This is a genomic window from Streptococcus mitis, assembly GCF_003942695.1.
Taxonomy (GTDB): Bacteria; Bacillota; Bacilli; order Lactobacillales; family Streptococcaceae; genus Streptococcus; species Streptococcus mitis_BD.
Genome location: NZ_RJNU01000004.1, coordinates 40573 through 55361, shown reverse-complemented (window position 1 = coordinate 55361; position 14789 = coordinate 40573). Strand labels below are relative to the sequence as shown.

12 protein-coding genes, 1 pseudogene and 1 CRISPR repeat array (1 of these 14 running past the window's edge) are annotated in these 14789 nt (G+C 39.6%); of the genes and pseudogenes, 3 read left to right on the top strand and 10 right to left on the bottom strand.

What is annotated here, in order from left to right; genetic code table 11:
* Positions 1 to 19: 19 nt before the first annotated feature.
* The 5 genes and pseudogenes from D8852_RS04195 to uvrB all read right to left on the bottom strand — a co-directional run bounded on the left by D8852_RS04195 (position 20) and on the right by uvrB (position 4789).
* Entirely contained in the window at positions 20 to 892 is an 873-nt protein-coding gene (locus D8852_RS04195) for a hypothetical protein (protein WP_125833825.1), read from the bottom strand.
* 62 nt (positions 893 to 954) lie between these two features.
* Positions 955 to 1158: pseudogene (locus D8852_RS10150) on the bottom strand (DUF2971 domain-containing protein); the annotation flags it as partial.
* Positions 1159 to 1189: 31 nt separating this feature from the next.
* Positions 1190 to 1555 carry a hypothetical protein gene (locus D8852_RS04185; RefSeq protein ID WP_125425412.1) on the bottom strand — a complete coding sequence of 122 codons (366 nt, stop codon included), beginning with the start codon at positions 1553 to 1555 and terminating at the stop codon, positions 1190 to 1192.
* Positions 1556 to 2280: 725 nt separating this feature from the next.
* The gene (locus D8852_RS04175) at positions 2281 to 2784 is read right to left on the bottom strand and encodes a GNAT family N-acetyltransferase (protein WP_125425410.1); all 504 of its coding nucleotides are present in this window, start codon (positions 2782 to 2784) and stop codon (positions 2281 to 2283) included.
* Positions 2785 to 2800: 16 nt separating this feature from the next.
* Positions 2801 to 4789: an excinuclease ABC subunit UvrB gene (gene uvrB / locus D8852_RS04170; RefSeq protein ID WP_125425408.1), complete on the bottom strand. Its 1989-nt coding sequence runs from the start codon at positions 4787 to 4789 to the stop codon at positions 2801 to 2803.
* 180 nt (positions 4790 to 4969) lie between these two features.
* Here uvrB and D8852_RS04165 point away from each other — a divergent pair, with 180 nt between their 5' ends.
* The 3 genes from D8852_RS04165 to zwf all read left to right on the top strand — a co-directional run bounded on the left by D8852_RS04165 (position 4970) and on the right by zwf (position 8795).
* Positions 4970 to 6418, top strand: coding sequence for an amino acid ABC transporter substrate-binding protein/permease (locus tag D8852_RS04165; protein WP_125425406.1), 1449 nt, complete (start codon positions 4970 to 4972; stop codon positions 6416 to 6418).
* Positions 6418 to 7158 (top strand): amino acid ABC transporter ATP-binding protein, encoded by a 741-nt coding sequence (locus D8852_RS04160; RefSeq protein ID WP_125425404.1) that lies wholly within the window; start codon positions 6418 to 6420, stop codon positions 7156 to 7158. Before D8852_RS04165 ends, D8852_RS04160 begins: the two co-directional genes overlap by 1 nt.
* 149 nt (positions 7159 to 7307) lie before the next feature.
* On the top strand, positions 7308 to 8795 hold the full coding sequence (zwf, locus tag D8852_RS04155; RefSeq protein WP_125425402.1) for a glucose-6-phosphate dehydrogenase: 1488 nt from the start codon (positions 7308 to 7310) through the stop codon (positions 8793 to 8795).
* Between the two features lie 44 nt (positions 8796 to 8839).
* On the opposite strand, the gene ftsY is transcribed toward zwf, so the two are convergent.
* The 5 genes from ftsY to D8852_RS04130 all read right to left on the bottom strand — a co-directional run bounded on the left by ftsY (position 8840) and on the right by D8852_RS04130 (position 14479).
* On the bottom strand, positions 8840 to 10120 hold the full coding sequence (ftsY, locus tag D8852_RS04150; RefSeq protein ID WP_125425400.1) for a signal recognition particle-docking protein FtsY: 1281 nt from the start codon (positions 10118 to 10120) through the stop codon (positions 8840 to 8842).
* A 3-nt stretch (positions 10121 to 10123) separates the two neighbouring features.
* The gene (locus D8852_RS04145; protein ID WP_125425398.1) at positions 10124 to 10942 is read right to left on the bottom strand and encodes a Cof-type HAD-IIB family hydrolase; all 819 of its coding nucleotides are present in this window, start codon (positions 10940 to 10942) and stop codon (positions 10124 to 10126) included.
* Entirely contained in the window at positions 10942 to 11733 is a 792-nt protein-coding gene (locus tag D8852_RS04140; RefSeq protein ID WP_125425396.1) for a Cof-type HAD-IIB family hydrolase, read from the bottom strand. The genes D8852_RS04145 and D8852_RS04140 overlap by 1 nt, the downstream gene beginning before the upstream one ends.
* Positions 11734 to 12742: 1009 nt before the next feature.
* Entirely contained in the window at positions 12743 to 13003 is a 261-nt protein-coding gene (cas2, locus tag D8852_RS04135; RefSeq protein ID WP_125425394.1) for a CRISPR-associated endonuclease Cas2, read from the bottom strand.
* Positions 13004 to 14479 (bottom strand): hypothetical protein, encoded by a 1476-nt coding sequence (locus tag D8852_RS04130; RefSeq protein ID WP_125425392.1) that lies wholly within the window; start codon positions 14477 to 14479, stop codon positions 13004 to 13006.
* 87 nt (positions 14480 to 14566) lie between these two features.
* Positions 14567 to 14789: direct repeats of the CRISPR family, unit length 25 nt; unit sequence GTCTCAATTCCTTATAGGTAAGGTA (it continues 337 nt past the right edge of the window).

The following is a 14789-nucleotide window of genomic DNA, read 5'->3' as shown; positions in this document are numbered from 1 at the left end:
ATTATTACATATAAAATTTTTAGTTAAAATTACTTCCATAATAGAGCATCTTATGGTTTTGAACCTTTAAAGAAACACTACTGCCCGAACGATAACTTTTACCAGTTTTACCAGCATAGTAGTAAGAAACAGAATAAAGGGCATCTGGTAGCTCTGCATTATCTATTCCATTCTTGATAAACTCTGTCAGTCCGCCTTCACTATCAAAATAATCTTTCTCACCCTCTTCTAAAACAATGTCGCGATAGATGATGTATCCTTTAATCATTTCTTTTTCCAAGAATTCATCAATAGGGAGATCATATAAACCTTGAAAAGCTTTCCCTTCCTTACGGTTCTTTTCGATGAGGGCATAATAGTCTTGGATATTTTCAGATTCAGTATCGACACTCCAGTAACTATTCACATATTCTAGATTTGGATTTTCATATTGCTTAAAAAAACTCTCTACCTTCTCTTTGTTAGAAACACTGACAGGATGCTGATTGATTAGTTTATGAGCCATGTCTGAAAATTCTTGTAACATGGTTTTCGTAGTCCCATCATAGGCTAGTTCTTCATCAGTCTTTTGGGGATTGTATTTTGAGGACTTTGGACGATAAAACAAGGCATGATTCACAGTGACTCTACTTCCATCAACCTCTTCACTATAATTGTATTCAATTTTGTATTTTTCAGAAGTCCACTTATCTCTAGAAAACTTCGTAACCTTCATATCTCCTTTAAAACCATACAAATCAAGGGTTCTTCTTACTGCTGTCTCTACTTCCGCTTGATTTGCTTNAGGAAAAATATCATAAGTTGTTGTAAAGATAAGGAAGGCAAAACGTAGAATAAAGAATAAAGGGACAATATTTATAATACAGAAAATTAAAAGTAACTTTCTTTTCATTACTTGCTTCTCCTTATTAATAAAAGATTATAATTTCTTTGAAGCTTTAATTTTTTCTAAACTTAACGATAAGGAATTTTCGAACTTTCTATCTCTATATCAGGATTGGCAAGTTTGAGATAAGGAGCAATATAGTCTGCATCCGTAACCTTTGGACCTAGAATAACTTTTGAGTATTTCAAAGGAGCCAGATTGATGTATACATATAAAGTATATCGCCCATCTTCCCTTGATTCTAAGTGAATATATTTCCTAAAATCATTAATTTGGAACAGGACATAGGACTCTCTTTCTATATTAAATGACTTTTTCGTACTTGATTTTAGATTTCATAATGAAGGGATTTATTCGTTCATGGTAATAATATACTTCATGAAGCAAATATCCTTTTTGAATGACGATTTCTTGTTCCTGAACTTCATAATCAATAGTGATTGGAACAGGAGGATTTGGAGTAAAGGCGAAAACGACAATTACAAATAACCAGATATAGAAACTACAAAAAGCGCTACGGATTCCTTCTAAGAGATAATATCGGTTCTTAAAATAATCACAAATATTATGCGCCATAACCAAAATAACTGGTAAAAAGAGCCCTGTATTAAATACTATAGGAATAATTTGTATTCCAACTATCTCAAAAAGAAGATCAAGAATTACCAAAGGTCTCCAAAAGTGAATAAAAAGAGTAAAAATTAAAAGGAAAAGCCAACTGTCCCAAAGAATGGGGGTGAATGATAAACCAAATATTGAAAGGCAAAATCGATAAGGACAAATGCTAGTAAAATCAGATAGACCATTCTAAAAAAGTTAAATGTTTCATCATGGTATATTCCTCATTTTTTCCATATGATTCTGCAATAGAACGGTTAAGCCAGCAAGGGAGAAAAAGAACAGGTAAGTTGAAATTGGAAACCAGATGTAGCGGTAATCTAAGGATAAGAGGGAAGGCAGAATACCCTTACTGTTTTTCCCACTAACCCCTATAAAAAGATGTACAATTAAACCGATACTATTAAGATAGATAAATAATTCAATAAATCTTTTTAGGGTCACCTTTGTTCTAGACGAGTCTAGAAACAAATAGTCAAATACCCTATAAACTAGACAAAAAAGATTCAGATACAAGGGAAAACTATAATTGATTTCCTTGTAGGGCAATGGAATTGGTAAGATATTAAAAATTTGATTAACACCAAATCCTATCACTAATACCAAACTAAATATAAGACAGAACCCTACTAATTTATGAGAATCTAGCCCCGATGACTTCTTATACTTCGTCTCTTTTACTTTCACAATAACTTCTCTCTATTTAAAAATATATTCTAAAACGTAATCATTTGTTCATTGTGCAATCTGAAAACAAATCACAACTGTCCTTGCATTTAACTCTCTGATTTTGTTGAACTCTTAAATACCATTCTAATTTCAATGATAGGCTTTCCAAGTTCAAGTATTTTTTCTTGGCCATCAACAGTAAAACCCATTTTTTGATAAAAAGCAATGGCTCGCTTATTTTCTTTTAATACCCATAAGAATATTTCAGAGAAATGTTCAAGAGTAGTCAGAGCTTCCGTCATTAACTTCTGAGCAATACCTTTTCCATAATAGTCTTTTAAAACATATAAGGCGATAATTTCACCAGCTTGAATAGTCTCATTACGAAAGTTTCCATAACTGATAAAACCAACTACCTTCATGCCGTCCATCGCAATCAATGTATTTTCTGGATATTTTTTACTAAAGAATTGACATCTTTCTAATGTCATCGTCTCCTGAAATTCTGCAGGTAAAAGGTCATCATAAGCCTCTCTCCACGTTTGCCAGTGAACGAGGGATTTTCCTTCTATCTCTTCAGGAGTTTCCATCTGTTTGATAGTAAGATCCATTTATTTTTATCCTTCCCTATTCCAACGCCTTGACTTCCAACATCATATCACGAATCTGGGCTGCCAATTCAAAGTCAAGCACTTCGACGGCTTCTTGCATTTGTTTTTCGAGTTTCTTGACAAGTTCTTTACGTTCTTGTTTGTTAAGGCTATTGATGTCGACTTCCTTGTCCTCTTCCTTGGCAACTGCCTTGGTCACGGCAATTAGGTCACGGATTTCTTTCTTGATTGTCTGAGGTACAATACCATGTTTTTCATTATAAGCCATCTGGATTTTCCGACGGCGGGCCGTTTCATCGATGGCACGTTGCATAGACTGAGTAACTGTGTCAGCATACATAATCACATGCCCTTCACTGTTACGAGCTGCACGTCCAATGGTCTGGATGAGTCCGCGTTCGTTACGTAGGAAGCCTTCCTTGTCAGCATCGAGAATGGCAACCAAGCTTACCTCAGGAACGTCAATCCCTTCACGGAGGAGATTGATTCCAACCAAGACATCAAAGACTCCCAAGCGCAGGTCACGGATAATCTCCGTCCGTTCTAAGGTCTTGATATCCGAGTGCATGTACTTGACCTTGATACCCATCTCCTTGAAGTAGTCGGTCAAGTCTTCTGCCATTTTCTTAGTCAAAGTGGTAATAAAGGTCCGTTCGTTCTTTTCAATACGGGCATTGATTTCACCCAAAAGGTCATCAATCTGTCCCATAGTCGGACGGACTTCCACCTCTGGATCCAAGAGCCCAGTCGGGCGAATGATTTGCTCAATCACTGTCTCGGTCTGTTCATTTTCATAGTCACCAGGTGTCGCTGAAACGTAAACAATCTGATGTACATGGCTTTCAAATTCTTCACGACGGAGAGGACGATTGTCCAAGGCAGACGGCAAACGGAAACCATAGTTAACCAGCATTTCCTTACGAGAGCGGTCTCCATTGTACATGCCCTTAATCTGCCCCATGGTCATGTGGCTTTCATCAATCATAATTAAGAAATCATCCGGGAAGAAGTCGAGCAGCGTATAAGGAGGCTCTCCTTCGCTACGACCATCCATGTGACGAGAGTAGTTCTCAACACCATTTGTATAGCCCATCTCACGTAACATCTCGATATCATACTCTGTCCGTTGTTTCAAGCGTTGTGCTTCCAGAAGTTTGCCTTCCTTCTCAAAGACAGCCAACTGCTCCTCCAACTCTGCCTGAATCTTGGCAATAGCAACTTCCATGTGATCGTCATTGGTCACAAAGTGAGTCGCTGGGAAAATCGCCAGATGATCTACTTCTCCCAATACCTGACCTGTCAAAGCCTCAACCTCACGGATACGGTCAATCTCATCCCCAAAGAACTCCACTCGAAAAGCGTGTTCATCTCGGGAAGCTGGGAAAATCTCCACCACATCCCCGCGAACGCGAAATCTTCCGCGTTGGAAATCAATGTCATTGCGCTCAAACTGAATATCAACCAAGTCATTCAAGAGTTTATCACGAGAAATCTCAAGACCTGGACGGAGACTAACCACGCTATCAGAGTATTCCTTAGGCGAACCTAAACCATAGATACAAGAGACAGAAGCCACAACGATGACATCATTACGCTCCAGAAGAGCTGAAGTCGCTGAGTGGCGGAGCTTGTCAATCTCGTCATTGACTGAACTGTCCTTCTCAATGTAGGTATCGCTGGAAGGCACGTAGGCCTCTGGCTGGTAATAGTCATAGTAGGATACGAAGTACTCAACAGCATTTTCAGGGAAAAATTCCTTGAATTCTCCGTAAAGTTGCCCTGCAAGCGTCTTGTTATGAGCAATGACCAGAGTTGGTTTATTGACTTTAGAAATGACCTGACTCATGGTATAGGTCTTTCCTGTACCCGTCGCCCCCATCAGAATCTGAGCCTTCTCTCCACCCTCGATATTATCGACCAACTGCTCAATCGCTTGTGGTTGATCTCCTGAAGGTTCATATTTTGATACTAGTTTAAATTGATTGTCTGTAATTCGATTTATCATGATTGCCTCGTCTGCATTTTTCTATTCTTCTATTTTACCATAAATTCCACTAGATTCTTTATCTATTGATTAAGCAAACTTACAAATCGATGTTATATCTTCTGACATAAAAGTCTTTAAAATTTGCCTTCTGAAATATTTTCTGTTATAATGGGAAAATATTCGGAAAGGAGACTAAAAATGAAGAAAAAAATCCTAGCATTTTTGCTAATTTTATTTCCCATTTTCTCACTAGGAGTAGTAAAAGCTGACACAGTTAAATCTAAGTATGTTATTGCCAGTGATTCATCTTTTGCTCCCTTCGTATTTCAAGATTCAAGCAACGAGTACACTGGTATTGATATGGATCTTATCAAGGCCATTGCCAAAGATCAAGGTTTTGAAATTGAGATTACCAATCCAGGATTTGATGCAGCCATTAGCGCCGTTCAGGCTGGACAAGCAGATGGTATTATCGCAGGAATGTCAGTTACGGACGCTCGTAAAGCAACGTTTGACTTCTCAGACTCCTACTACACTGCTAATACCATTCTTGGTGTCAAAGAATCCAGTACCATTGCTTCTTATGAAGACCTCAAGGATAAGACGGTTGGTGTGAAAAACGGAACGGCTTCTCAAACATTCCTTACTGAAAATCAAAGCAAATACGGCTACAAAATTAAAACCTTTTCAGATGGCTCATCTATGTATGACAGTCTAAACACTGGAGCTATCGATGCCGTGATGGATGATGAGCCTGTTCTCAAATATTCTATCAGCCAAGGGCAAAAATTGAAAACGCCAATCGCTGGAACTCCAATCGGTGAAACAGCCTTTGCCGTAAAAAAAGGAACCAATCCTGAATTGATCCAGATGTTCAATAAGGGGCTTGCCAACCTAAAAGCAAACGGTGAATTTCAAAAAATTCTCGACAAGTATCTAGCCAGCGAAGCATCAACTACTTCTACAAATACAGTTGACGAAACCACTATCTGGGGTTTGCTTCAAAATAACTACAAGCAACTCCTTAGCGGGCTTGGAATCACTCTTGCATTAGCACTTATTTCATTTGCAATCGCCATTGTAATTGGAATTATCTTTGGTATGTTCAGCGTTAGCCCATACAAATCTCTTCGTCTTATCTCTGAGATTTTCGTTGACGTTATCCGTGGTATTCCGTTGATGATTCTTGCTGCCTTCATTTTCTGGGGAATTCCAAACTTCATCGAGTCTATCACAGGCCAACAAAGTCCAATCAATGACTTTGTAGCTGGTACCATTGCCCTCTCACTCAATGCTGCTGCTTATATCGCTGAAATTGTTCGTGGCGGGATTCAAGCTGTTCCAGTTGGGCAAATGGAAGCCAGTCGCAGTCTTGGTATCTCTTATGGAAAAACCATGCGTAAGATTATCTTGCCACAAGCAACTAAATTGATGTTGCCAAACTTTGTTAACCAGTTCGTTATCGCTCTTAAAGATACAACCATCGTATCTGCTATCGGTTTGGTTGAACTTTTCCAAACTGGTAAGATTATCATCGCCCGTAACTACCAAAGTTTCAAGATGTATGCAATCCTTGCTATCTTCTATCTTGTAATTATCACGCTTTTGACTAGACTAGCGAAACGCTTAGAAAAGAGGATTCGTTAATGGCAAAACTAAAAATTGATGTCAATGATTTGCATAAGTATTATGGAAAAAATGAAGTTTTAAAAGGGATTACAACTAAATTCTATGAAGGAGATGTTGTCTGTATCATCGGTCCTTCGGGTTCTGGTAAATCCACTTTCCTTCGCAGTCTTAACCTTCTTGAGGAGGTAACGAGTGGCCACATCACAGTGAATGGTTATGATTTGACTGAAAAATCAACCAATGTCGACCATGTTCGTGAGAACGTAGGAATGGTCTTCCAACACTTCAACCTCTTCCCTCACATGTCCGTCCTAGAAAATATCACTTTTGCACCTATTGAACACAAACGGATGACCAAAGAAGAAGCTGAAAAATTGGGAATGGAGTTGCTGGAGAAAGTCGGTCTTGCAGACAAGGCTAATGCCAACCCAGATAGCCTTTCAGGTGGTCAGAAACAACGTGTAGCCATCGCTCGTGGACTTGCCATGAATCCTGATATCATGCTCTTTGATGAGCCAACTTCCGCCCTCGACCCCGAGATGGTTGGAGATGTATTGAACGCTATGAAGGAATTGGCCGAGCAAGGTATGACCATGATCATCGTAACCCATGAGATGGGATTTGCTCGTCAGGTGGCCAACCGTGTTATCTTTACTGCAGATGGTGAATTCCTAGAAGATGGGACACCAGATCAAATCTTTGATTACCCGCAACACCCTCGTCTAAAAGAATTTTTGGACAAGGTCTTAAACGTATAAAACGAAAGTGTAAGGTTCTCCTTACACTTTTTTAATTGCGTATTGGATTTTTTGATTTTTTTGAAAATTATGATAAAATAAAAGCTATGACAATGAGAAAATCTCATCCCTAGTCCAACTAGGAAAAAATATAGAAATTAGGTAGCTAGATGTCATCAAAGGTTATTGTTACAATTTTCGGTGCGAGTGGAGACTTAGCTAAACGCAAACTCTACCCTTCCCTTTTCAGACTCTATAAATCAGGCAATCTTTCTGAGCATTTTGCAGTTATCGGAACAGCCCGTAGACCTTGGAGTAAGGAATATTTTGAATCTGTAGTTGTCGAGTCCATCCTTGATTTGGCAGATAGTACCGAGCAAGCCCAAGAATTTGCTAGCCACTTCTACTATCAAAGCCATGATGTGAATGATACGGAACATTACATTGCTTTACGTCAATTACAAGCTGAGCTTGATGAGAAATACCAAGCGGACCACAACAAGCTCTTCTTCTTGTCTATGGCGCCTCAGTTCTTTGGGACCATTGCCAAGCACCTCAAATCTGAAAACATTGTAGATGGCAAAGGTTTTGAGCGCTTGATCGTTGAGAAACCATTTGGTACAGACTACGAAACAGCCAGCAAACTCAATGAAGATCTCCTTGCGGCCTTTGATGAGGAGCAAATCTACCGTATTGACCATTACCTAGGTAAAGAGATGATCCAGAGTATCTTTGCTGTTCGTTTTGCCAACATGATCTTTGAGAATGTTTGGAACCGTGAACATATCGATAATGTTCAAATTACCTTTGCTGAGCGCTTAGGAGTTGAGGAACGTGGTGGCTACTATGATGAATCTGGCGCCCTTCGTGATATGGTGCAAAACCATACTCTCCAACTCCTCTCTCTTCTAGCCATGGACAAACCAGCTAGCTTTACAAAAGATGAAATTCGCGCTGAAAAAATTAAGGTCTTTAAAAACCTCTATCATCCAACTGAGGAAGAATTGAAAGAACAGTTTATCCGTGGTCAGTACCGCTCTGGTAAAATCGATGGCATGAAATACATTTCCTATCGTAGCGAGCCAAACGTCGATCCTGAATCTACAACAGAAACCTTTGCATCTGGCGCCTTCTTTGTAGACAGCGATCGCTTCCGTGGTGTACCTTTCTTCTTCCGTACAGGGAAACGCCTGACCGAAAAAGGGACTCATGTCAATATCGTCTTTAAGCAAATGGAGTCTATCTTTGGAGAACCACTTGCTCCAAACATTTTGACAATCTATATCCAACCAACTGAAGGATTCTCTCTCAGCCTCAATGGGAAACAAGTCGGAGAAGAATTCAACCTGGCACCAAGCTCTCTGGATTACCGTACAGATGCTACTGCTACTGGGGCCTCACCAGATCCGTACGAGAAATTAATCTACGATGTCTTGAACAACAACTCTACCAACTTTAGCCACTGGGATGAGGTAAGTGCTTCTTGGAAATTGATTGACCGTATCGAAGAGCTCTGGGCAGAAAACAGTGCTCCGCTTTATGATTATAAAGCTGGAAGCATGGGACCACAAGCGAGCTTTGACTTACTTGAGAAGTATGGAGCCAAATGGACTTGGCAACCAGATATCGCCTATCGTGAAGGTGGCCGTTTAGAATAGCAAAAATATCCTGCAAGATTGACTTGCAGGATATTTATTTTGTATTAAATCAAGCCCTCTAAGAGACCCTTCATAAAGTTTTCTGAGTTAAATTCCCCTATATCATCGATTTTTTCACCAAAACCAATCAATTTTACAGGGATGTTGAGTTCTTCACGGATAGCCAGAACAACACCACCTCGGGCAGTTCCGTCAATTTTTGTCAATACAATACCAGTAACAGGAGTAATTTTCGAGAATTCTTTAGCTTGAACCAAGGCATTCTGTCCAGTTGACGCATCGAGTGCCAAGAAAGTTTCATGGGGTGCTTCAGGAACGACACGCTTGATAATACGACCAATCTTTTCCAACTCGGCCATAAGATTGTCCTTGTTTTGCAGACGACCTGCTGTATCAATCATGAGAATATCAATCCCTTCTGCTACGGCGCGTTCCATGCCATCAAAGACCACACTTGCTGGATCAGCCTTTTCAGGCCCCGTCACAACAGGAACATCCACACGTCGGCCCCATTCAGCTAGCTGGGCCACAGCACCCGCACGGAAGGTATCTGCCGCAACCAGCATGACTTTCTTGCCAGCTTGTTTGTAGCGATGAGCTAGTTTCCCGATAGAAGTTGTTTTCCCAACACCATTAACACCAACAAAGAGCATGACTGTTAACCCATCTTGGAAGTGGATTTGTTCATCGTAGTTGCCATCCTTTTCGTAGAGTTCAGCCAATTTCTCGATAATGACACGACGAAGTGCATCAGGCTTCTTAGCGTTTTCAAGTTTAGCTTCATAACGTAGTTCTTCTGTTAAGTTTGAAGCGACTTGAACACCGACGTCGCTCATGATGAGCAGTTCTTCCAATTCTTCGAAGAATTCTTCATCGACAGAACGGAAGTTGGCAAAGAAGGCATTCAAGCGAGCTCCGAATCCTGTACGCGTTTTCTTGAGACTACGGTCATATTTTTCCTGAACGGTTTCTTCAACCTGAGGAAGTTCTTCTTCTACTACTTCAGAAGCTAGCTCTTCTTCTAGAATTTCTTCCGGCTCTTGGAATTGTTCCAATTCATCAGATTCTAGCTCAAGATCTTCTTGAGCAGTTTCCTCGACTAATTCTGGTTCAATAACTTCTTCTGTCGAGATCTGTGGAATTTCTTCTTGAGCAGGTGTTTCTTCCACTTTTTCTCTTGTTGTCTCTTCCTGAGAAGTTTCTTCGACTGCCGTTTGGTTTTCTTCAACCTCTTCTGACAAATCAATATTCTCCAGAGCTTCTTTTACAATATCTTCGATTTTCGGTTCTTCTTTTTTCCCGAATAAACGGTCAAATAATCCCATCTTCTAATTCTCCTTTAGCACGTATTCTTCGATAGTCCAGGCAACGGCTTCCTCGTCGTTGGTCATGGGGGTAATCACATTGGCAACTGCCTTAACCGCTGGAACTGCATTTTGCATGGCAACTCCCAGACCTGCCCATTCAATCATGGAAAGGTCATTGGCCTCGTCCCCACAAGCCATGACTTGACTTTGGTCGATTCCTAAGTGTTTAATTAATTTCGCTAAACCTGTTGCCTTGTGGACATTTTTCGGTGACCATTCCAATAAGAGTTCACGCGATTTGAAGATCTCATATTGGTCAAACAATTCAGAAGAAATCTGTTGAATCGCTGTATCCAAAGGTTCTTGGGCAAAGGCAGTCACACATTTGTTATACGTCATCTGACTAGATAGATCCTCAAAAGCGACAGGTACGAAAGTCAAGGCTGGGTTGAACTTAGCATAGAGACTTTCTTGATCCGACTGGATTTGATAAACTGTTCCTTCTGAAATGGCATCTAACGGAAGTCCGAGTTTTTCAGTTTCCTCGTATAATCGTGAAACATCATCGATTGAAAAGACTGTTTTATCGAGAATCTCTCCCGTATTTTTCTGAACTAGGCCACCATTAAAGGTGATAGTGTACTCGTCCTCCTGACCGTCAGTCCCTAGCTCATGGAGAAAGAAATCCATAGCCTTTAAAGGACGACCCGTTGTCAGTACGACCTTGATGCCACGATCACGCGCAGCCTTGAGGACCGCCTTGGTACGATCTGTTAGCTTTTTATCCGTTGTCAGCAAAGTACCGTCCAAATCCAGTGCAATCAATTTAATATCTGCCATTACAAACCCTCCATATAAGCCATCACTGACTGGTCCTTATGGTGACCAATCACTGCTTCTGCTGATTCTAAAATCTCTGGTCGCGCATTTTCTGGAGCGATTGGGTGCCCCACTACCTGCATCATGTGAAGGTCATTGAGATTATCGCCAAACGCCATAACCTGATCCATGGTCAGACCAAGTTTTTTTGCCAGCTCAACAATAGCCACACCCTTATCAACATAGTCCAAGACAATATCGATGGATTCAAAACCTGTTGTCATGGCATTGACACCAGAAACGTTTTCGTTGACCCAGTCCTCTCCAACTTCTATCGTATCTTCTGTGAAGTTCGTGGTGAATTTAAAAATCTCATCCTTGATATCTTCCAAACTCGCTACGTTTTGAATGTTTTCATTGTAGTGACGGCTAAACATGAGATAGGTCTCATCCACTGTATCCAATACATAACAAGCTTCTTTCCCAGTCAAGAGCATCTTTCTTTCATCAAAATAAGGCGATTTCTTTAAAGCTTCAAAAGTGCTCAAGTAAAAGTCCCGTGACATAGTAGCCTCGTACATATCCTCTCCATGAAACTCAACATAGCTCCCATTTTCAGCTATAAAAATCACTTCATCACGTACATCCGCAAACAGCTTTTTCAGCGACAAGATACCGCGACCTGAAGCCACAGCAAAATAAATCCCCTTTTCCTTATAGGAAACGAGCAAGTTTTTGAGGCGTTCCATATCAAACTGACCCTCTCCGTCTAGAAAGGTTCCGTCCATATCGGTTGCTACAAGTTTAATCATAAAATCCTTCATACTCCAATTGATAAATCTACCTTCTATTATACCATAGATAAGCTGAAAAAGGACGAGTACAGAAGGATCAGCTGCTGGATAGCTGTTCTTTTTCAGTAAATGAAATAGAAAAGAATGTTTTTACTTTAACCCAATAGGCCAATAAATATTCGCAACACTATCAGGAAGTAACAAAAAACTGATCAGCCATCTAACTTAAGCTCTATACTATCTGTGGTTGAAACACGAAAAATTCTCCTACTAAGGGAGTTTTTCTTGATAATTCTTACAAAAGGAAGTAGCTATACTACAACTTTTATTCATATTATATGTTGTGTTTTCTAAAAATTTCAACTATTCCTACCAAACAAAAAGCGAACAAATTCTCAGGCTTCCTAGCAGACATGAATTTGCTCGCTTTTTGGTGCCTTGGAGACAGACAAAGACACACAGACAATATTTTATAGGTAATCTAGAACTTAAAAACCATCCAAACCCACATAATTTAAAATGGAAGACAGTGTCTCAATTCCTTATAGGTAAGGTATTACGAAGTAACTATAACTGTAGTAAACAACATTCCTAAGTTTGAAACGTCTCAATTCCTTATAGGTAAGGTATAACATACATTAGTCAATTTTATGATATGTCAAATACAAATATTGAAAAAGTCTCAATTCCTTATAGGTAAGGTATTACGGTAATAAAAATGTTGTTACAAGAAGCTCTTTTCAATAAAGACAGTGTCTCAATTCCTTATAGGTAAGGTATAACAACAGCATTTTCGCTGTTTCTAGATTGATTGTATCAAAAAATAGGGCTTTTTTCAAGATTTCAATGAAAAAAGTCGGTCGATCTTTTTTGTCCTAACGCTTATAAACAGCTTGGTTGACAGCTTTTGAAAAGGAGACAAAATATCGAAAAGATTGACCGACTTTTTGAAAGATAAAATCAGAAAAATCGCATGGAGAGAACACTTCATGCGATTGATTGACTGACTATGACATCACTTTAATCCCTAAAGAATAAAGTCATTGGATTCTATCATACCGATTTGGATCTTCTTGGCGTATTTTGCGGATTCCAACTGATAAATCTGTACAGAATCTGTCTGAGGTTCTATAATATTGGCTAATTCTTTTTGTAAAGCGCTCAGCTTGGCTGGAGTAATATGCCCTTCAAAGACCGACTTTTGCACATGAACCAAGTATTTTCGGCAAGTTTTCAAAACATTAGCCACGCGCTTGCGATGTACATCGTATGTCAAGATAATATACATTTATTTTCTCTTTTTGAAATAGAAGTAAGCAATTGTCAAAAGAGAAATGAGCAAAGTAAGCCAAGATGAATAGGCCAGACTCAGATTACATATTGTAAAACAATTATCCTGCAGTTCTTTGATATTCGGAATAACTGCTAAAGCAAGACTTAAAACAGTCAGCACTAATACTCTGTCATTCAATTTATTACTTGCTTCTGTCTGGCTGATAGCATGCAGTTCACTGATTTGACTGTCTAGGAGATTGATATGCTTCTCGATATAGAGTGAGGTTTGTAGCAATTCACAGACTTCCACCGCCTGCTCCTGCGGGCACAGCTCTGGAAGCAGGTATTGATTTTTAAAGGTCGTGTAAGCCTTCTGCAACTTCAGTTTATCAGAAACTCTGGCATTGACCCTATCTCCCGCATCCTTGGAATACTTCAAAATACCAATCCTCTGACTGAGCGTGATCAAAGCCAAGTCCAGATATTCCGACAAAAAGTAGCCTTTGAGGAAAAACTCTGGAAAATCAGAGCCACTCATAAAAATCATGGAATGCTGGCTGGCCATATAAAGGCTTCCCTCAGCTGACCACCTCGTATAGAGAAGCTTCTCTAGCTCTGCCTTCAGCATATCCCGACTCAGACATGTTGAATCTCCCTTATCAACGTATAAAATACTATAAAGAAGCTTCATCTCTTCTAAACTTTGCTCCGAAGCATCAAAATTCGCCCAATTCGCCGTTTTATAAATCAAATCCTTTACATCAGGAACCATCATGTAGCTAACCACATACATTCGGTCATCAATGATGATTTCCAAATGAGGCTTAGACTCAAACTGCGAGATATCCTCTGGGAATACCGCTTCCTCAGGCAAGCCAAAGAAATCCTGTAAGATTTCTTTCGGAGCCGACATGATCCCATAGGACAAAAGCAAGTCGGATTCCCGTGGTTTCTCCTTAATTTTTTCACTCTTAATCAGCTCAATATTATTAGGTGAGACTGAATAACTCCGAAGAGCAGGCAAAAAAGGAGCATAGAGATGACGACCATACTGGTTGATGTTTTTAATATCTTCCAATTCATCATAGTAACGATTTTCCATTGAAAAAATCAGGAAACCTGCTTTTAAATTTGGAAAATAACGAAGCATGATATAGTCAAGCGTCAGATCATAACATTCAAGTTTGTTGATTTGATTATAATAAGAAATCCGATACACATCACCTTTTTCTAAGCCAGTATAAGCATAGTTTGTGACCAGCTCAGGATTGCGGAAAATCAGCTCCTCTGCTTCTTTATTGAAATATCGCCGATAAGCGTACTTTAACCGCTCGCTTTTTTCAGCATCTTCTAAGTTTAGATAGGGAAGCTCATTAGCATCTTGGCTGAGTTTCTTCCACTTGGAAGACTTCGGAAAAGACTCCAGTTCCTTGGCCGCAAAGGGTAAGACAAAGATATGGTGACTATATACAGATTGACTCTCAGACATAAACAACCTCCGATTCAAATATCTCCTCATGAAAACACTTCCAATATACCACAAAAAACTTGCTCCCGCAAGTTTTTTCAGTTGAAGCAACCAATTCCTTATAGGTAAGGTATAACAAATTCAAACTAGAAACACAATATTTAATATTTAATCCCTCTATAGTTAAACATTCGTCTCAATTCCTTATAGGTAAGGTATAACATGTGCTGGCCGACCATGGATTTATATGTCCATCTGGTTTGTCTCAATTCCTTATAGGTAAGGTATAACAAAAAGCTCATCGCATTGCAAATAAAATGAACCAAGGCAA